Here is a 17913-nt window from a genome sequence, read left to right on the forward strand (position 1 = left end):
GATGTTCCTGCCGGAACAGCGCTGCATTCGCTCGGGCCCGGCTCTGGCCTCGGTCGCCGGTCACCGATGGTCGCGCTCTCGTGCCTGTCGCTCGAACACGATCCGCCAGACATGCGTCAGCAGCAGCGGGTCGGCACGGCACGGCCGCACCACCGGGGGAACCGCCGCTGCACGGTCTTGTGGCGGTTCACCGGTCTTGGCGTTGCGCGAGATGTACACGGTCATTACCGACCTCCGGTCAGAGCCGTCACCTGCGTGCGGTGGGCTTGCCGGTGTGCCGGCAAGCCCACCGCGGTCAGCCAGCGGCGGGGAACTGACCACCGGTCACCCGCCCACGCAGCCCTGGTAGCGGTACGCGAACGAGGAGGCACCCGTGCGATCGACGGAGTGCCCGGCGCGAGCGCTTGCCGGTGCGTCGGGTCGCATTCCGGCCTGCCGCTAATCGGCACATCCATCTGGAACTCCCTAGCGTGAGACTGCCGCTGACCTGCCGGAACACTGGGGGATCGGTGTACCGGCACACCCAGCCTGGTCCCGGGAGGCAGGTAGACGGAATGTCCGACCGGTGCACTGGCGGTGCACCTGCCGTCACCCCACGTGCCGGTACGATCACCAGGCCGAGGACTGTCCGTTCGGAAGGACGTGCGATGGCTCCGGTAACGACCTGGACCGGCCGAGAAGCGAACGCACTGCGTAACGCGCTGCGGATGAGCGTGACCGCCTTCGCCGAGCACTTGGGCGCGGCCCGGCGGACGGTGGCCAAGTGGAGCAGCCAGGGCGACAACGTCCTCCCACGCGCCGACATGCAGGCTGCGCTGGACACCGTGCTGGCCCGAGCCACACCCGACGCACGGGAACGTTTCGAGTCCCTGCTGGCGACGGGCACCAGCGGTGCAACCGTGGGCACCACGCTGCCGAATGCAGGTATGGATACGGATACTGGCGATGACGGACAAGGTGACTCCGGCTCGGATGGTGACGTGCGACGAAGAGATCTGCTACGCGGGGCGACGATCGGCGTCGCCGCTGCGCCCGGCGTCGCGCCGCTACTCGACGCGCTCGTCTCGCCACGCCATCCGAACGCGGTGACGCTGTCCGCTCAACAGTTCTCCTGCGCCGTGGCCGCCGCGAAGATCGACTACCAAGCCTGCCGGTACGAACGCGTTCTCGACCAGCTCGTAACGCTGCTGCCCGCACTCGAACCTGCCAGGGCAAGCGCGCAGGGCGAACAGAGAAGGCACGTCGAAGTCCTGGCAGCGGACCTCTACCACGTCGTCGGCAGCGTCCTGCTCAAGGTCGGCGACCGAGGCATGGCCCTGGTCGCAGCCGAACGCAGCACCCGAGCCGCTGCGGCCAGTGAGGACCCGGTAGCCGCCGCCACGAGTGCTCGGATCATGACCCACGCCCTGATGACCAACGGCCACGACAAGCAGGCAGTGACCCTTGCCGGCAACGCAGCCGACGTGCTCGACCAAGACACGCGCCTCACCTCGGCGGACGCGGTAGCCGTGTACGGCGCACTCGTCCTCCGAGGTGCCGTCGCCGCCGCCCGCAGCGACGACCGTGAGACCGCGCAAGCAATGCTCGATGAAGCGAGCCGTGCCGCCGCTCGACTCGGCTACGACGGCAACGACCGGTGGACCGGGTTCGGTGCCGCCAACGTCCTGCTTCACCGGGTAAACGTCGCCCTCACCCTCGGCGATGCCGGCACGGCTATCGGCATCGCGCGCACGGTACCGCTGGAGAAGGTGACGCTTGCCGAGCGCAAGGCGTCGCTTTACGTCGATGCCGCCCGTGCCTACACCCAGTGGGGGCGCTACGAACACGGCCTGACCGCGTTGCGCACCGCGTACGAGGTAGCACCCGAGGAGGTCCGCTGCCGCCCGGCCGTCCAACGCATCGCCACCAACCTCGCGCTCCTGGCCAAGGGTTCCGCCCGCACCGCCGTCGTCGACTTCACACGAGAGGCCGGGATCCGGCTATGAGCGGCGGCCACCTGCAGATTGTCGTCTGCGCCGCCGGGCCCGCCGCAGACGTGACCCAACTGATCAGCGCCGCGCAGATGTACTCCTGGACGACCGCAGTCACCGCCACACCCAACAGCATCGACTTCATAGACGTGCCTGCGATCGAGGAGCTGACCGGCGCCGCGGTGCGATCCAGCTACCAGGCGTCCTCCAGCGGCCGCCGCTCGCTACCTGCCGCCGACGCCCTGCTCATCGCACCTGCCACGTACAACTCGATCAACAAAATCGCCTTCGGCCTCGCCGACAACTACGCGATGACCTCGGTCGCCGAACTGATCGGACGGCAGGTACCGACCGTCATCGTCCCGTTCGTCAACGCCGCCCTCGCCGACCGCCTACCCTTCCGCCGTGCCGTTGCCAGCCTCCGCGACGAAGGGGTACACGTCCTGCTCGGCCCCGAAGACCGCTGGGAACCACACCCGCCCGGCAGCGGCAACGCGCGGCAGCAAGTCTTCCCCTGGACGGCCGCCTTCGAGACAGCAACCCGACTTGCCCATGCGGATCGTTCGACAACGGCTGGCCACGGCTGATCGCAGGCCGGACATGCCCGGGTCGCACGTAATCGGTGTCCATAGCATCGCACCGCGTCCCGCTGACGTCCGCCGGGTCCAACGGCTCCCGAGCACCCACCGAGCGACCACCCGCCATCGCCGTACGCGAAGAAGGCCCCGACCGGCAGAGTTCTACCAGGTCAGGGCCTTGCTCGTTGGTGCGCCGCCAGGGACTCGAACCCCGAACCCGCGGATTAAGAGTCCGCTGCTCTGCCAGTTGAGCTAGCGGCGCTCGCTGACAACGGGGGAAACACTAGCACGCACTCTGAAGCGGGTTCCAATCAGATCCCGGGGTCCTCCCTTCGGTCGAGCTTTTCGGACATTTAACGAGAAACCTTTGCAAAGTGTGGGACCGGGGTGATGCCGGGCGGCAGCGATACGGCACGATGTCCGCCAGGTGCGCTAGGACAGGGGTGGGGATGGGCAGGTTCGCGCGGGCCGGGGCGTTGTTGAGTGCCTTGGGGCTGGTGGCGTCGCTGGCATTGTCGGGCTGCGGCGAGGAGCGCGCGCCGGCCGAGTTCGTGCCCGGCCAGACACCCGGGGCGTCCGACACCGGGACGCCGGGAGCACCGGGGGCACCGGGGGTGCCGAGTGGTCCGCCGCTGACGGTGAGCCCGGCCGACGGGACGAAGAACCGGCCGGTAAGCGTGGAGATCGGCGCGAAGCTGCCGGACGGCGGCGAGGTGTCGCAGGTCACTCTCAAGACCGAGGACGGCAAGCAGGTCAAGGGCAAGCTGCGTACGGACGGGTCTTCGTGGGTGCCGTCGGCGCCGTTGAAGTGGTCGACCCGTTACACCGCCACGGTCTCCGCGAAGGGGCCGGACGGCGCGGTGAGCGAGGGCACCAGCACGTTCACCACGATGGCCAAACCCGGCTCGATGATCACCTCGGGGCTGTACCTGTTCGACGACCGGACGTACGGGGTGGCCATGCCGGTGGTGGCGGAGTTCCACCCGGGCATCCCGAAGAAGGACCGGGCCAAGGTGCAGAAGCGGATGTTCGTGCAGACCGATCCGCCGCAGCCGGGCGCCTGGCACTGGGTGAGCAACGGTACGCAGGCGTACTACCGCGCGCCGGAGTACTGGAAGGCCGGCACCAGGCTGACCGTACGCATCGCCTTGGCCGGCATTCCGCTGAGCAACGGTCGGTTCGGCAACGTCGACCGCAACGCCACCGCGAAGATCGGCTCGGCCTTCGAGATGAAGGTGACCAACTCCGACAAGCGGATGCGGGTGTACGAGGACGGGCAGCTGATCAAGACGCTGCCGGTCAGCCTGGGCAAGAAGAAGACCCCCTCGTCCAGCGGCACGCTTGTGGTGATGGAGAAGAAGGAAGCGACAGTCTTCGACACGATGGACGACCCGGATCCGGAGAACCGGTACGTCACGGACATCGAGTTCGCCCAGCGGATCACCTGGGGCGGCGAGTACATCCACGCGGCCCCCTGGTCGGAGCACGTCCAGGGACGACAGAATGTCTCCCACGGCTGCGTGAACGTCTCGATGGCGAACGCCCGCTGGCTCTTCCAACGTACGAAGATCGGCGATCCGATCACCATCACCGGCACCGAACGCAAGCTGGCGGCGGGCAATGGTTGGACCGCGTGGAACCTGAGCTGGTCGGAGTTCGTCAAGGGCAGTGCGCTGCCAGTTCCGGACGGTGGCGCCGGTCCGGCCGTATGACCGGACGAAATATGTCACTATCCGGACATCCCGCTTCCACGTGTTTCGGTTCACTTGTCGCAACGGGTACGTGAACTGGTGCGTCAGTAATGGGAACGGGCAGCGGACCACGACTGTGAGGACACCATGCGAGTTCGGGACCAGCGCAACCGACGGCGGGGGGTGCTCGCCGCAGGCTTGCTCGCCGTGACGTTGGCACTGACCTCCGCCTGCACCGGCGGTAAGGGTGGCGACAAGGGGCCGGGCTGGCAGGACGGCGCCGAACAGCCGGCCGCGAAGGCGTCGGTGAGCATCAGCGAGCCGGCCGCGGACGCGAAGGACGTGCCGGCGTCGGCGGCGATCGCCTTCGCCGCCGAGCAGGCCGAGGACGTCACGGTCGAGCTGACCGACGCCGAGGGCGAGGCGGTCGAGGGCGACCTGGCCGCCGACGGCCGCAGTTGGCTGCCGTCGAAGGCGTTGACCTACGGCGCCGCGTACACCGCCACCGTCACCGCGACCGGCGACGATGGCCTGCCGGTGACCGCGACCAGCGCCTTCACCGTAATGGAGGAGCCGGAGAAGCAGGTACGCGTCAGCAGTTTCCTCGGCGACGACCAGACGGTCGGGGTGGCCATGCCGCTGATCGTGAAGTTCGGTCGGGACATCCCGGAGAAGTACCGCGCCGACCTGCAGCGCCGGATGACGGTTACCTCGGAGCCGGCCCAGGAGGGCATCTGGCACTGGGTCAGCCCGACCGAGGTCCGCTACCGGCCAAAGGAGTTCTGGCAGGCCGGCAGCAAGGTGTCGTACCGGGTGCAGGCCGGCGGGCTGCCGCTTGGCGACGGTTGGTACGGCCGGGCCGACCTGACCGTCGACATCGCCATCGGCCCGAAGCTGCTGATGACGGTGGACAACCGGACCAAGCGGATGATCGTCACCAAGAACGGCGAGAAGATCAAGACGATTCCGGTGAGCCTGGGAAAGAAGAGCACCCCGTCCTCCAGCGGCACGATGGTGGTGATGGAGAAGCTGCGCAAGACGGTCTTCGACACGTACGACGAGTTGGGCCCCGAGGACGGGTACCGGACGAAGATCGATTACGCGCAACGGCTCACCTGGGGCGGCGAGTTCATCCACGCGGCACCGTGGTCGGAGGGGCAGCAGGGCACGACGAACGTCTCGCACGGCTGCGTGAACGTCTCGATGGCCAACGGCGCCTGGCTGTTCAACAACACGCGGGTCGGTGACCCGATCGTCGTCAAGGGCACCGAACGCAAGCTCCAGATCGGCAACGGCTGGACAGACTGGAACGTCAGCTGGGAGGAGTACGTCAAGGGCAGCGCCCTGCCGTACGAGCCGGCCGCCAACGACGAGACCGACCCGGACGTCTCGTCAAGCGAAGCACCCACCGCCTGACCCCACGCCGGCACCGGCGCCACGACGTGCCGCAACCCGCGGCCTCCGCCGGCAGGCGTACCGCGTCATGCCGCAACCTGCGGCCTCCGGCGACAGGCATACCGCGACGTGCCGCAACCCGCGGCCTCCGCTGGCAGGCACACCGCGACATGCGGCAGCCGGGGTGGCTGCTCCCCGCAGGGGACCGCGGACCGGTCGCCGGTAACTCCAAAAGCGTCAGGCCCCTCCACGGAGGGGCCTGACGGGTGGGTGACCGAAGGGAATTGGCCCCGCCCAGAGGCCCAGGTCAGACCATCGGTGACCGCAACGCTCCCGTGGCCCAGCCGCCGGGAGATCGCCGACAGCGGCACGTTCGGCGAGATCAGCCGCCGCCTGGGTGTGCCGCAAATCGTGGATACGCAGCCCGGACAGCCCGGCCGCCTCCACTGACGTGAGCCAGCCCCGGCGGAAGTTCCTGGCACGCACCGGCTCGCCGTTGGGGGTGGCGAAGACGAACTCATCGCGGCTCTTGCCGACGACCAGTGCGCTGAGCGCCTCGGCGACCTTCGGCGTGAACGTGACGGTACGGCGCCCCCGGGCCGTCTTCGGCGTACCGAAGATCAGCGACCGGATGCCGGCCTCGTTGGGTTCCAGGTCCTCGTCACGGGCGGCCGGTCCGGGCTGAGGTGCTCCAGCAGCAAGGAGCGGACCGCGAGCAGGTTGGCGGCGAACGCGTCTCGGGGCCATCTCCTTGATCGACTGATGGTGAGCGGCGATACACTCCTGACCCGCACCCGGACAGGGGACGACAACGCAAGGGAGCACTGCATTGAGGCGCTGGCTACCGCTACTCGTGGCGCTCGCCTGGGTGGGGCTCTGGGTGGTGGCGCTTCGCCCCGCCGTCGGACCCGCCAACGACGCCTACCGCTACGCGAGCGCCACCCTTGAGCTGCTCGGCGAGACACCCGCCGACGCGCAACAGGCCGCCCTCGCGGCCTACTGCCGCGACCAGGCCCGGTCGGACGCCCGGCGGGCAGCCGTCAACCCGCTCACCATCGACAAACCGCCCCGCATGGCCCAGCGCGTCCGTGACTGCATCGCCAAGTATCCCGACGGCCTGACACCGAACAAGCCCCGCTACGAAGCGATCTTCGGCGACCGGCCCGGCTATCCGATCCTGGCCGCCCCGCTCGTCGCAGTCCTCGGCGTCAACGCCGGCCTGTCCGTGACCTCCGTGCTGTGCACCGCCATCGGCGGGCTGCTCGTCGCCAGGCTGCTACGCGAGCTCGGCGCGCCGGTGCACCTGGCGGTAGCCGGGCAGGTGGCCTACTACGGGTCACCGATCGGCTGGTGGGGCTCCTACCCGCTCACCGAAGGGCCGGTCATGGCGCTCACCGTTGCCGCGCTACTTGGCGCGTGGTGGCTGACGCGCCGCCGTATCATGGCCGGCACGGTGCTGCTTGTCGGCGCGGTCGCGGTAGGGGCCACGATGCGCCACTCCACGTTCCTTCTGGTCGCGGCGGGGCTGACCGCTGCCGCTTTCCTTGCCGCCGCGACCAGCCGGCAGCACCGGCACGCCGGCACGTTCCTCCTCGCCGGTGTGGGTGCCGCCGCGGCGACGGGTATCGCCGTGACCGCCAAGGTGCTCAACCTGGCGGGTGCCGGGGAGACGTTGCAGGACAAGTTCACCGACCACTTCACCCGGCCCGACGTCGCCGACCCGTGGCGTCGACTGGTCGACCTGAATCTCAACTTTTGGCCGCAGTGGTTGCAGCAGGAGCTGCGGGCACCGTGGCTGCTCGCTGGTCTGGCCCTGGGCGCGTGGGCGCTGATGCGCCGCGACCGTGCTTTGGCGTGGGTGACGTTGGCTGTGGCCGGCACTGGGTTGGCCACGCAGGTCGCCCACCCGGTGACAGGTCAGGGTGATCGGCTCTACATTGCGATGTGGCTGGTGCCGGTCGTGGGTGTTCCGCTGCTGCTGGCGTCGCGGCGTGACGCTCCTACTACCGGTGGATCATCGTCTTGGGCCGCGGATTCGACCCACCCCATCGATCTTGACAAAGATGCTGCGGACCGAGTGGTAGCCGATCGCGAACGAGTGCGGCGGATGCCACGCGTTGTAGACCCGGCAGGCGTTACGCACCCGCACCCTGATCGTCCCGTCCGTCGGTGAACCCACACCTCATCGACCTGTGACAGCCAGCTGTCCGACCAGTAGGCCGGCCGGATCCACCGGCGGCGGTCCGGTCACCGCACCGGGTACTCCATCCCCAGCTGCCGCACCGCCTCGCCCGCCGCCAGGTGGTCGGGGTTGTCGTCGAGCAGACCTACGCCGAGGGGTACGCAGACGGGGCACATGACCTGACTTCCCCTACCAGTCCCCTATGACGCGTCAGGCCCCCTCCGTGGAGGGGGCCTGACCGCTGGGGTGACTGATGGGAATTGAACCCACGACAACCGGGACCACAACCCGGTGCTCTGCCAACTGAGCTACAGCCACCATGCCGCCGCGCCCGGTCGATTGCCCGGGGCGGGTGCGGTGAAATCATACCCCCACCGCGGCCGACCACGTCCAGCGGGTTGCCGCCAGGCCGCGACAGGCAAGCCGCGGCAGCCTGGGGGCGGTCAGAGTTCGCCGGCGATGGCCTTGGCGCTCTCCACGTCGGGCCCGGGCAGGGGCACGAAGATGGTGCGCCGGTAGTACTCCAACTCCCGGATGCTCTCCCGGATGTCGGCCAGGGCCCGGTGCGCGAGACCCTTCTGCGGCTGACCGAAGTACACGCGGGGGTACCAGCGGCGGCACAGTTCCTTGATCGAGGAAACGTCGATCATGCGGTAGTGCAGGTGGGCGTCGAGGCGGGGCATGTCCCGGGCGATGAAGCCACGGTCGGTCGCGATCGAGTTGCCGCAGAGCGGGGCGGTGCGCGGATCCTTGACGTGGCGGGTGACGTAGTCGAGCACCCGCTCCTCCGCCTCGGCCAGGGTGACGGCGGAGCGGCGTACCTCGTCGGTAAGCCCCGACTTGCCGTGCATCGTCCGGACGATCTCGGGCATCGCGTCCAGCGCGGCGTCGTCAGCGTGAATCACCACGTCGACGCCGTCACCGAGCACGTTGAGGTCGGGATCGGTGACCAGCGCGGCGACCTCGATCAGCTTGTCGCCACCGAGGTCCAGCCCGGTCATCTCACAGTCGATCCAAACGAGAAGATCAGCCACCGGGACAGCCTACGCGCAGGCCAAGTCTCGTGGCTCCGCGCCGCCACGGTCACCGACCGCTAAGGTCTTCCCCGTGTCCGCCGAACCCGCCACACCACCCTGCGTCGACCTGGACGACCCGGGCAGCCGTACGGCCCGCCGGGTCGTGGGAGCGCTGGCGTTGGCGGCGGCGCTTCCCGCCCTCTACCTGCCGGGACGCACCCACGACTACTTCGACCTGAAGATCTACATGGCGGCCATGGACTGGTGGGCTGCCGGCAACCCGCTGTACGACTACGTGCAGCCGGACCGGGTGCAGGGCGAGTTGTACTTCACCTATCCGCCGTTCGCCGCTCTGGTCCTGCTGCCGTTCTCCTGGCTGAAGTTGGGCGCCACGGTGGCGATCTTCACCGGGCTGACCCTGCTCGGCGTGGTGGTCACCACGAAGTGGCTGCTCGACCCGGTGATCCGTCGCCACCACCTGCCCCACCTGTTCACCCTCGTGGTCGGCGTGCTGATCGTGCTCGGCGTGGAGAGCACCCGGGAGACGATCACCTTCGGGCAGATCAACATGCTGCTGGTGGTGCTGATCCTGGCCGACCTGCTGTTCGCCGTACCCCGCGACAGCCGCTGGGCCGGGGTGGGCGTCGGGTTGGCGGCGGCGCTCAAGCTGTTCCCGGCCATTTTCGTGATCTACCTGCTGGCCACCCGGCGGTGGCGAGCGGCGGTGGTGGCCGGGGCGACCGCGGCCGGGGCGACCCTGCTCGCCGCGGCGGTCGCGCCGGCTGATTCGTGGCGGTTCTGGACGCACGAACTGTGGGCCACCGACCGGGTCGGCCGCACCGACTACACCGGCAACCAGTCGCTGTTCGGGCTGCTGAGCCGGCTCATCGCTCCGGAGGAGCCGAGCCGGCTGCTCTGGCTGCTGCTGGTCGCGGTGGTCAGCGGGTACGGGCTGTGGCGGGCGGTGCGGGCGTCGCAGGCCGGGGACGCGCTGACCGGTCTGACGCTCACCGGACTGGTGGCGGCGCTGATCAGCCCGATCACCTGGACACACCACATCTACTGGTTCATTCCGGCGGTGGTGATCCTGGCGGACGCGGCGTTGGGCACCGATCCGCGCTCTGTGGCGGGGGCACGCCGACGCCGCCGGCTGCTGATTCTCGCCGTCGCCGTCACCGCGATCATCGTGTACGGGGTGGTGTCCTTCTACGACTGGGGAATCACGCCGACGCCGACCGGCAGCCCGTTGGAGTTCCTGCTCCGCAACGCGTACGTGTGGCTCTGCCTCGTGCTGCTGGTCGTCCTGCCGGTGCGTCCCGGCACCCGGGTCCAGCGCCGACCGCACGCAAAGTCGGACACTCTTCCCGAGACCCCCATTCGTCGGTAATCTGGTCCCAGGGTTACCAAAACCCCACGGACACCGATATCCCCCGGTGAAGGGCGGCCCTCCGCGTCGGCAGCACGGAGGGCCGCCCACCCCCGCCTCCCCCATCAGGCCCCACCCACCCCACCTCGTCGATCTTGCAGGTGTGGTCGCCAAAACGCCGCCTTTGCACCCTTTGCCGGGACCACAAGTGCAAGATCGCGGGCGAGGTGAGCGGGCGAGACGCCGGGGCGGGGGTGGGGTGGGTCAGCTGGGTGGGGCGGGTGGGCGGAGGGGGCGATGGGGGGTGGCGGGGGTGGGAAGTTCGGCGAGGGTGGCGGGACGCGGGACGGGGCCGATCGCGGGGCGGCTCGTGGTGGCCGGCACCGTGGCGGCGACCGGGACGAGTTGACGCTCGGGCAGCCTGCGGGGGCCGGGCGGCACCGGCGCCCCCAGGCCGGTGAGCGAGCTGATCCCGAGTCGTCCGGCGAGGACCGGCACCTGATCCGGCTCGACCACGATGACCACCTCGCGCGGGCGGACCGGCCGCAGCAGCACCAACGCGGCGAGGATCACCAGCAGCGTCCCGCCGGTGAGTGAGCCCCAGGTGGCCGGGGCGATCCAGCCGGCCCGCAGTTCCGCCCTCAGGTCGAGGGTCACCCCCGCCCCACCGTCGGGTCGCATCAGCACCAGACTCAACCGCTGCCCGGCCAGGTCGCCGGGGTCCCATTCGAGTACGCCGTAGCCCGCGCGTACCCAGAAGGTCTGTGCGGCGGGTGCGGCCGGGACGGTGGGCGGCGTCCCCGCCACCGGGGTCACCTGTTCCAGCCGGACCGGCAGCGGCCCCCGGGCCAGCGACATCCGGAGCACCGCGGCGTGCGGCGCGCCGGCCAGCCACCGTTGTGCCTCCTCGGCCGGGGCCAGGCCGACGAAGGCCGGCCCGTCGGGGGTACGCGCGTCCAGCCGCAGCCGGGCCTGCCCGCCACGGGCGAACGGCACCTCCTGCCGGACCAGCGCGTCGAGGTCGGTCACCACCACCGCGTGCCCCGGGGTCTGCACGGTCTCGAACCGGGCGGTGAACGCCCCGTCGGGGCCGGCGTGACCGGTCAGCAGTCCGAGCGCGGCCGCACCGATCAGCGCGGCGGTGCCGACGGTCAGCAGCAGCATTCCGGTAAGCGTCCACACGAAACGCATGCGCCCTGTTCCCCTCTGTAGCCAGACACCCGGCCGACCTTACCTACGCCGACCCGCCAATCAGCGGATATCCACGGCACGGACGCCGAAAGCGGGCAAGCCCGCCGGGGTCACCCGGCGGGCCTGCCACTGCGGTGACGCTCAGGAGGTCGGAGTGGTCGCCTCGTCGCCCGGGGCCCCGCCATTGGGACGCCGGGTACGGGCGAAGGCCAGCCCACCGAGCACCAGCCCACCGAGGCCGGCGATCAGCCCGGCGACGCCGAGGCCTACCGCCACACCGTTGCCGTCCTCGTCGTCGCTGTCGTCGGAGGGCGCCGCAGCGGGCGCGTCGGTCGGTGCCGTCGTCGGCGTGTCGGCGCCGGCAGCGGTGAGGGTGAGCACCGGGGCCGGGGCGGCCGGCTCCTCGCCACCGGGCTGCGGCTCGTCGATCCAGCGCACCACGGCACCGTCGGAGTAGGTCTGCAACGCCTTGAAGACCATCTGGTCGATCTCAGGCAGCGGACCCATGGAGACCGGGAACTCCTGGAAGGTGCCGGGGGTGATGGCGGCTCCCTCGCCGGCCGTCCAGGTGATCTTCGAGACCACCTCGGTGATCTCGCTGCCGTGCACCTGCACCGGCGGGTCGACCTGCCGCTTCTCCACGGCCACCGTCCAGCCCGGCACCGGCATGGTCGACACCGAGCCGAGCGGCGCGTTCTCCGGCAGGAAGATCTCCAGCTTGGTGGTCGACGCGGTGTCGCTCTCGTTCGGTACCCGGAACGCGAGCCGGCCGTAGCCGCCCTGGGTCGCCTCACGCGGATTGACCGTGACGTGCGCGGAGGCCGGCGCCACGAAACCGAACACGGCTGTGGCGACGGCGCCGAGCGTCAGAGCGGCGGCGGTGGCGGCGAAACGCCGGTGACGGAGCATCGATGGAACCTCTCTATCGGACGGGCACGGTGGCGGTCACCGTGGCCTGGTCGATCTCGGTGGTACGGGCGGTGACCCGCAACTCCCACTCGCCCGCCGCGGGCAGACTGATCTCGCCGGTGGCGTGGTTGTCGGTGAGCGGCAGCAGGGGCACCTGGATCGGCTCGATCCCGGCCGCCGGCAGGGCTACGGTGACCTGCCACTCGACGACCGGCAGCGGCTGGTTGTCCAGCGTGTACGCGTACAGGTGCACCGAGTTGTTGCCCCGGCGGGCCGGGGACACCTCGATCTGCATGGAGTAGAGCGAGCTGGTCGCCGTGGTGCTGAAGTACCCGCTGTCGGCGGCGGACACGTCCGTGGAGACGCTGCGGGCGGGTGTCGTCTGGACCAGGGTGGCCGACACCCCGAGCACGATCGCGGTGATCGTCAGCTCCGCCCAGATCGCCCGGCGTACCGGGGCGGGTCGGCTGGCCGCGACCCGGGTGCGTACCAGGTGACGGGAGTAGGCGGCCACCGCGATGACAAGCACGAAGAGCCCGATCTTCGCCAGCACCAGTCGCCCGTACGTGGTGTTCACAAGTGCCGCCGGGGTGGCCACCTCGATAAGCGCCTGGACGGTGCCGGCGAGCAGCAGCGCGGAGACCGCCAGGGCCGCCCAGCGTGACCAGATCGGCAGGATCGCCCCCAGTTCCCGCTCGTCGGCCCGGGGCAGCAGGAACACGGCGAGCATCACCAACCCGCCCAGCCAGACGGCCATGCCGCCCAGGTGGACCGTGTCCACGAGCACCGACACCGCCGGGGCGGGCGAGGCGGCCGGGTGCCCGGCCATCGGCCAGGTGAGCAGCGCGCCTACGGCGAGCACACCGAGGATCACCAGGTCCGTCCGGCCCACCGGACCGGCCAGCAACGGCCGGAGCAGCAACGCCACCGCGGCCAGCAGTCCGAGCCGGACCAGGTGAGCGGCGCCGAAGGCGCTGCCGAGCACCAGGCTCAGTCCCTCGCCGGTGATGTCGAACAGTCCGCCGCCGTTGGTGTAGGGCACCTGGAGCAGGACCGCCGCCACCGTGGCCAGCGTCACCAGCCCGAGGCCGGTCCAGGCCAGCCGGGCCGGCCTGCGTCGGGACAGCCGGCGCGGCCAGAGCAGGGCGAGCACCAGCGCCGGCCCGATCACCAGCAGCAGTCCGGCGTAGCCGACGAACTTGGCGACCTTGACCGCGGTGCCGACCACCGGGTTCGCCTGGCCGTCGTCGCCGCTGTCCACCGGCGGCTCGGAGGGTGCCCCGACGGAGTAGGTGAACGCGCCGGAGACCGGATGGCTGTCGGCGGAGATCACCCGGTAGGTGACCAGGTAGGTGCCGTTACCGCGACCGGTGTCGACGGGAATGTTGACCACACTGCCGGCGAAGGTGGGCTCGCCCTGATCCGCGCGCGATCCGTCCGGGGCGATCACCCGGATCCGGTCCGGCACCTTGCGTACCGACTCGCTGAAGGTGAGCACCACCTCGGCCGGCGCGGCGGGTACCACGGCCGAGGCAGCCGGGCTGCTGCTGGACAGCACGGCGTGGGCACTGGCCGGGCTGGCGGGGACGAGCAGCAGCGCCACGACGGCGACCAACAGGCCGGCGGTCGCGGCCAGCCGGGCGAACCGGCGGCGATGGGCGGCAGTCATGACGCCCATGGTCGCCGACGACACCCGTTCCAGGCGAGCCACACCCATCGATTGATCCCGATTTCCCAAGATCGGGCGCGGGCGCGCGGAAACCGGACCGGACGTCATACGCGGATAGTCGGTCACCGGGCCGGCAAAGTTCCCGGAGTGGCGCATTCCATGGAAGGGCCGAAGGACCCTGCTGCTCACCGTGCCGCCGCGTAACCTGGATTGTCGTGATCCCCGCCCCGCGCGACATCCCCACCACCGCCGACAGCGGCATCGTCGGCGCGGAGCGCGCCGACGGCCCACCCCGGTCACCTGCCCGATCGGCGCAGCAGGCAGAGCCGGACCCGACCGTCGACCCGACCACCCGGTGGGCGCTGGCCGCCCGGGACGGCGACCCGGTGGCCCAGGCCGCGTTCGTGCGCGCCACCCAGGCCGAGGTGTGGCGATTCGCCGCAGCGCTTGTCGATCCGGACAGCGCCGACGATCTCACCCAGGAGACGTACCTACGAGCCTTCCGCGCGCTGCCCGCCTTCGCCGGCCGGTCCAGCGCGCGCACCTGGTTGCTCGGCATCGCCCGCCGGACCTGCGCCGACCACCTGCGCACCGTGGTACGGCGGCGCCGACTCGATCAACGGCTCACCGCGCACGCGCACACCGACGTGCCGCACCCCGACCCGGCCGGTCAGCTCGGCGCGAGCGACCTGGTCCGCCGGCTGGCCGCCGAACGGCGCGGGGCATTCGTGCTGACCCAGCTGCTCGGTCTGTCGTACGCCGAGGCCGCCGCGGTGGAGGGGGTGCCGGTCGGCACCATCCGCTCCCGGGTGGCGCGAGCCCGGGCCGAACTTGTCGACGCGGTCGGTGAGGCGTTGGCCGGATGAACAGCAATCTGCGCACCTGGCGCCCCTGGCTCGGTCTCGCCGTCCGGCTCGGCCTGGCCGTCGTCTGGCTGTGGGCCGGCTGGTCGAAGGTCGGTGACCTGGCTGGCTCCGGTCGCGCGGTGAACGCCTACCAGGTGCTGCCGTACGACGTGGCGATGGTGGTCGGCGCGGCGCTGCCCTTCGTCGAGCTGGCGTTGGCTCTGCTGCTGCTGCTCGGGCTGGCCACCAGGCTGGCCGCCGGAGTCTCCGCGGCCCTGCTGCTGGTCTTCATCGCGGGCATCGCCTCGGCCTGGTCGCGGGGGCTGGCCATCGACTGCGGCTGCTTCGGGGTGGGCGGCGAACTGCCGGCCGGGGAGACCCCCAGCTATCTCCCGGAGATTCTCCGGGACATCGGCTTCCTGGCACTGGCCGGGTTCCTGCTGATCTGGCCCCGCACCGCCGTCTCTGCCGACGGCGCGCTGGCGGGCGAACCGGTGGAGGACGACAATGAGTAGTCGCAAGGGACGCAAAGACGCGGCCCGGGTGGTCCGGGAGCAGATGGCCCAGGAGCGACGCCGCAAGCGCACCCTGTGGATCTCCCTGAGCGCGGTGCTGGTGCTGGTCATCGCCGGCCTGATCGGCTGGAGCGTCTGGTCGAGCCAGAAGTCCGACGAGTTCACCGCGCCGCCGGGCGCGAACGAGGCAGGCACCGGCGTCGTGGTCGGATCCGGGCCGGTGACCATCGACATCTACGAGGACTACCTCTGCCCGGCCTGTAAGCAGTTCGAGCAGACCAGCGGTGCCACCATCGAGCAGTTGACCGCCGACGGCAAGGTTCGCGTGGTGTATCACCCGGTGGCCTACCTCAACCGTTACTCCAGCACCGAGTACTCGACCCGGTCCTCGGCCGCTTCCGGCTGCGCCGCTGAGGGCGGCAAGTTCACCGAGTTCAGCAAGGCGCTGTTCGAGCGGCAGCCCCCGGAGGGCGGGGCCGGCCTCAGTAACGACGAGCTGATCGACATCGGGGTCGGGGTGGGGCTGGACCGCGACGCGTTCGGCAGCTGCGTCCGGGACGGCAAGTACCAGCCGTGGACGGAGCACGTCACCGCCGAGGCGAGCCGCGCCAACGTCACCGGCACGCCGACCATCCTGGTCGACGGGGAGCCGGTGCGGGAGTGGACTCCGGAGAACATCACCGCAGCGGTGGAGGCGGCCGGCCGGTGACCCTGCTCGCCCGGGCCGGGCTGCTGCTCGCCGCCACCGTCACCGCGATCCTCGCGACCGCCGCCCCGGCCCTCGCCCACGGCGCTGACGCGCCGAACGGGACGGACTACCGGGTGACCGTCACCGACGCCGGTCGCCCCGACCTGCGGGTGCGGATCATCGAGGCGGGTGCCCGGCTGGAACTTACGAACACCGGCGACACGCCGGTCGAGGTGATCGGCTACTCGGGAGAGCCGTACCTGCGGATCGGTCCGGACGGCGTCCACGAGAACTCCCGCTCACCCGCGACGTATCTCAACCGCACCATCGCGGGCGACACCGCCCTGCCGGCGGAGGCCGACCCGGCCGCCGAGCCGCGCTGGCGGCGCGTCGACGGCGGGACGACGGCCCGTTGGCACGACCAGCGGGCCCTGTGGCGCGAGACGACACCGCCCGCGCAGGTCCGCGCCGCACCCGAGCGCGAGCACCGGGTACGCGACTGGGTGATACCGCTGCGCGACGCGGACGGGCCGCTGGAGATCCGCGGCGCCCTGGACTGGGTGCCGCCGCCGGACGCGTACACCTGGTGGGTGGTGACCGTCGTCGGTGCGCTGGCGGTCGGTGCGCTCGGGGTGCTGCCGGCGACGTCCGGCCCCGGCCGGCGGGCGCTTGTCGCCCTCGGCGGGCTACTGGTCGTCGGCGGGGCCGCGGCGATCGCGCTCGCCCTCGGACGGACGCTTGACGCCGGGGCAGAAGGACTGGGCGGAGTCCTTGCCGGCCTGCTGACCGGTCCGGTATGGACCCTGCTGACCGGCCTGGGGGCGATCGCCGCCGGGGCGCGGGCGATGACCGGCGGCCACACGTCGACCGACGGCGGTGGAGCGGCGTCGGCTTCCCGCTCCCACGCCGACTTCCTGGTCGCGCTCGCCGGGGTCTGCCTGGCGTTGTTCGCCGGGGTGACGAACATCGCCGGGTTCGCCCGGGCGGTGCTTCCGGTGCCATGGCCGCCCACGATCGCCCGGGTGCTTGTGGTTCTCGTGCTGGTCGCCGGTGCCGGCGCGCTGGCCGCCGCATTGCTGCGCCTGCACGCCGCGGCCCGCCACGCGGCTGGGGCGACGGCCGCTACTCGCTGATCGACGTACGCCCCGGGGTGGGACGGAACGGGTAGGGCAGTTCGAGGCGGTGCCGGGCGAGCAGTTCCTCGTCGTCGAGCAGGACGGCTGTCGGCCCGTCGGCCACGATCCGCCCGCCATCGAGGATGACCGAGCGGTCGCAGAGTTCGTACGCGTACGGCAGGTCGTGGGTGACCATCAGCAGGGTCACCGGCAGGGTACGCAGGATGCCGGCCAGTTCCCGCCGCGCCGCCGGGTCGAGGTTGGACGACGGCTCGTCGAGCACCAGGATCTCCGGACGCATCGCCAACACGGTGGCAACCGCCACCCGACGGCGCTGCCCGAAGGAAAGATGGTGCGGGGTGCGGTCGCGGTGCTCGGACATGCCCACCGCGGCCAGCGCCTCGTCCACCCGGGCGGCCAGCTCCGGCCCGCGCAGCCCGAGGTTGGCCGGCCCGAACGCCACATCCTCGGCGACGGTCGGCAGGAAGAGCTGATCGTCCGGATCTTGGAAGACGATGCCCACCCGGCGGCGGATCTCCGCCAGCGTCGCCCGGTCCGGACCGACCGTCAGACCGCCGACCGCGATCTGCCCCTCGGTGGGCGTCAGGATGCCGTTGAGGTGCAGCACCAGCGTGGTCTTGCCGGCGCCGTTGGGGCCGAGCAGCGCGACCCGCTCACCGCGCCCCACGGTCAGGTCGACGCCGTCCAGCGCGACATGGCCGTCGGGATAGGCGTACCGGACGCCGCGGACGTCCAGGCTGGGCGGGGTGGGTTGCACGCTTC

The 17913-nt window shown here is 70.9% G+C and carries 16 protein-coding genes, 2 tRNA genes and 1 pseudogene; 10 read left to right on the forward strand and 9 right to left on the reverse strand.

Features of this window, described 5'->3' with window-relative positions; translation table 11 throughout:
• Positions 1–60: 60 nt before the first annotated feature.
• Positions 61–225: a multiple cyclophane-containing RiPP AmcA gene (amcA, locus tag O7624_RS10060; protein ID WP_282239799.1), complete on the reverse strand. Its 165-nt coding sequence runs from the start codon at positions 223–225 to the stop codon at positions 61–63.
• A 422-nt stretch (positions 226–647) separates the two neighbouring features.
• On the opposite strand from amcA, the gene O7624_RS10065 reads away from it, so the two are divergent.
• Positions 648–1985: a hypothetical protein gene (locus O7624_RS10065; protein WP_282239800.1), complete on the forward strand. Its 1338-nt coding sequence runs from the start codon at positions 648–650 to the stop codon at positions 1983–1985.
• Complete coding sequence (locus tag O7624_RS10070) at positions 1982–2557, forward strand: flavoprotein (RefSeq protein WP_282239801.1); 576 nt, start codon at positions 1982–1984, stop codon at positions 2555–2557. The genes O7624_RS10065 and O7624_RS10070 overlap by 4 nt, the downstream gene beginning before the upstream one ends.
• Before the next feature lie 177 nt (positions 2558–2734).
• Here the strand turns inward: O7624_RS10070 and O7624_RS10075 are convergent.
• Positions 2735–2810, reverse strand: a tRNA-Lys gene (locus tag O7624_RS10075).
• A gap of 187 nt (positions 2811–2997) precedes the next feature.
• Between O7624_RS10075 and O7624_RS10080 the strand changes: the two genes are divergently transcribed.
• A complete protein-coding gene (locus O7624_RS10080; RefSeq protein WP_282239802.1) occupies positions 2998–4260 on the forward strand; it encodes an Ig-like domain-containing protein in 1263 nt (420 codons plus the stop codon).
• A 126-nt stretch (positions 4261–4386) separates the two neighbouring features.
• On the forward strand, positions 4387–5655 hold the full coding sequence (locus tag O7624_RS10085) for an Ig-like domain-containing protein (RefSeq protein ID WP_282239803.1): 1269 nt from the start codon (positions 4387–4389) through the stop codon (positions 5653–5655).
• A 216-nt stretch (positions 5656–5871) separates the two neighbouring features.
• Here the strand turns inward: O7624_RS10085 and O7624_RS10090 are convergent, their stop codons facing one another.
• The gene (locus tag O7624_RS10090; protein ID WP_282239804.1) at positions 5872–6381 is read right to left on the reverse strand and encodes a tyrosine-type recombinase/integrase; all 510 of its coding nucleotides are present in this window, start codon (positions 6379–6381) and stop codon (positions 5872–5874) included.
• 82 nt (positions 6382–6463) lie between these two features.
• Between O7624_RS10090 and O7624_RS10095 the strand changes: the two genes are divergently transcribed.
• Complete coding sequence (locus tag O7624_RS10095; protein WP_282239805.1) at positions 6464–7807, forward strand: hypothetical protein; 1344 nt, start codon at positions 6464–6466, stop codon at positions 7805–7807.
• Between the two features lie 251 nt (positions 7808–8058).
• Here the strand turns inward: O7624_RS10095 and O7624_RS10100 are convergent.
• A tRNA-His gene (locus tag O7624_RS10100) sits at positions 8059–8134 on the reverse strand.
• A 125-nt stretch (positions 8135–8259) separates the two neighbouring features.
• Positions 8260–8850 (reverse strand): oligoribonuclease, encoded by a 591-nt coding sequence (orn, locus tag O7624_RS10105; RefSeq protein ID WP_282239806.1) that lies wholly within the window; start codon positions 8848–8850, stop codon positions 8260–8262.
• 73 nt (positions 8851–8923) lie between these two features.
• Between orn and O7624_RS10110 the strand changes: the two genes are divergently transcribed.
• A complete protein-coding gene (locus O7624_RS10110; RefSeq protein ID WP_282239807.1) occupies positions 8924–10219 on the forward strand; it encodes a glycosyltransferase 87 family protein in 1296 nt (431 codons plus the stop codon).
• A 243-nt stretch (positions 10220–10462) separates the two neighbouring features.
• Here O7624_RS10110 and O7624_RS10115 read toward each other — a convergent pair.
• The 3 genes and pseudogenes from O7624_RS10115 to O7624_RS10125 form a co-directional block, all read right to left on the reverse strand.
• A pseudogene (locus O7624_RS10115) lies at positions 10463–10864 on the reverse strand (hypothetical protein); the annotation flags it as partial.
• A 666-nt stretch (positions 10865–11530) separates the two neighbouring features.
• Positions 11531–12298: a YcnI family protein gene (locus O7624_RS10120; protein ID WP_282239808.1), complete on the reverse strand. Its 768-nt coding sequence runs from the start codon at positions 12296–12298 to the stop codon at positions 11531–11533.
• 13 nt (positions 12299–12311) lie between these two features.
• Positions 12312–13976: a copper resistance protein CopC gene (locus O7624_RS10125; protein WP_282240597.1), complete on the reverse strand. Its 1665-nt coding sequence runs from the start codon at positions 13974–13976 to the stop codon at positions 12312–12314.
• Positions 13977–14329: 353 nt separating this feature from the next.
• Between O7624_RS10125 and O7624_RS10130 the strand changes: the two genes are divergently transcribed.
• Genes O7624_RS10130 through O7624_RS10145 form a run of 4 tightly spaced genes read left to right on the forward strand, consistent with a single transcriptional unit; the run spans position 14330 to position 17148 of the window.
• Positions 14330–14833 carry a sigma-70 family RNA polymerase sigma factor gene (locus tag O7624_RS10130; RefSeq protein ID WP_232511059.1) on the forward strand — a complete coding sequence of 168 codons (504 nt, stop codon included), beginning with the start codon at positions 14330–14332 and terminating at the stop codon, positions 14831–14833.
• Complete coding sequence (locus O7624_RS10135) at positions 14830–15327, forward strand: MauE/DoxX family redox-associated membrane protein (RefSeq protein ID WP_093401881.1); 498 nt, start codon at positions 14830–14832, stop codon at positions 15325–15327. The genes O7624_RS10130 and O7624_RS10135 overlap by 4 nt, the downstream gene beginning before the upstream one ends.
• Entirely contained in the window at positions 15320–16036 is a 717-nt protein-coding gene (locus O7624_RS10140) for a thioredoxin domain-containing protein (RefSeq protein WP_282239809.1), read from the forward strand. Before O7624_RS10135 ends, O7624_RS10140 begins: the two co-directional genes overlap by 8 nt.
• Positions 16033–17148 (forward strand): hypothetical protein, encoded by a 1116-nt coding sequence (locus tag O7624_RS10145; RefSeq protein ID WP_282239810.1) that lies wholly within the window; start codon positions 16033–16035, stop codon positions 17146–17148. Before O7624_RS10140 ends, O7624_RS10145 begins: the two co-directional genes overlap by 4 nt.
• Here the strand turns inward: O7624_RS10145 and O7624_RS10150 are convergent.
• Positions 17138–17908: an ABC transporter ATP-binding protein gene (locus O7624_RS10150; RefSeq protein WP_282239811.1), complete on the reverse strand. Its 771-nt coding sequence runs from the start codon at positions 17906–17908 to the stop codon at positions 17138–17140. The genes O7624_RS10145 and O7624_RS10150 overlap by 11 nt on opposite strands.
• Positions 17909–17913: the final 5 nt, after the last annotated feature.

Source organism: Verrucosispora sp. WMMD1129 (assembly GCF_029581255.1).
Classification (GTDB): Bacteria; Actinomycetota; Actinomycetes; order Mycobacteriales; family Micromonosporaceae; genus Micromonospora; species Micromonospora sediminimaris.

What these genes read in the sequence shown, in the direction of transcription:
- amcA (WP_282239799.1), bottom strand. Translation starts at nt 225, where the DNA reads ATGACCGTGTACATCTCGCGCAACGCCAAGACCGGTGAACCGCCACAA.
- O7624_RS10065 (WP_282239800.1), top strand. Translation starts at nt 648, where the DNA reads ATGGCTCCGGTAACGACCTGGACCGGCCGAGAAGCGAACGCACTGCGT.
- O7624_RS10070 (WP_282239801.1), top strand. Translation starts at nt 1,982, where the DNA reads ATGAGCGGCGGCCACCTGCAGATTGTCGTCTGCGCCGCCGGGCCCGCC.
- O7624_RS10080 (WP_282239802.1), top strand. Translation starts at nt 2,998, where the DNA reads ATGGGCAGGTTCGCGCGGGCCGGGGCGTTGTTGAGTGCCTTGGGGCTG.
- O7624_RS10085 (WP_282239803.1), top strand. Translation starts at nt 4,387, where the DNA reads ATGCGAGTTCGGGACCAGCGCAACCGACGGCGGGGGGTGCTCGCCGCA.
- O7624_RS10090 (WP_282239804.1), bottom strand. Translation starts at nt 6,381, where the DNA reads ATGGCCCCGAGACGCGTTCGCCGCCAACCTGCTCGCGGTCCGCTCCTT.
- O7624_RS10120 (WP_282239808.1), bottom strand. Translation starts at nt 12,298, where the DNA reads ATGCTCCGTCACCGGCGTTTCGCCGCCACCGCCGCCGCTCTGACGCTC.
- O7624_RS10125 (WP_282240597.1), bottom strand. Translation starts at nt 13,976, where the DNA reads ATGGGCGTCATGACTGCCGCCCATCGCCGCCGGTTCGCCCGGCTGGCC.
- O7624_RS10135 (WP_093401881.1), top strand. Translation starts at nt 14,830, where the DNA reads ATGAACAGCAATCTGCGCACCTGGCGCCCCTGGCTCGGTCTCGCCGTC.
- O7624_RS10140 (WP_282239809.1), top strand. Translation starts at nt 15,320, where the DNA reads ATGAGTAGTCGCAAGGGACGCAAAGACGCGGCCCGGGTGGTCCGGGAG.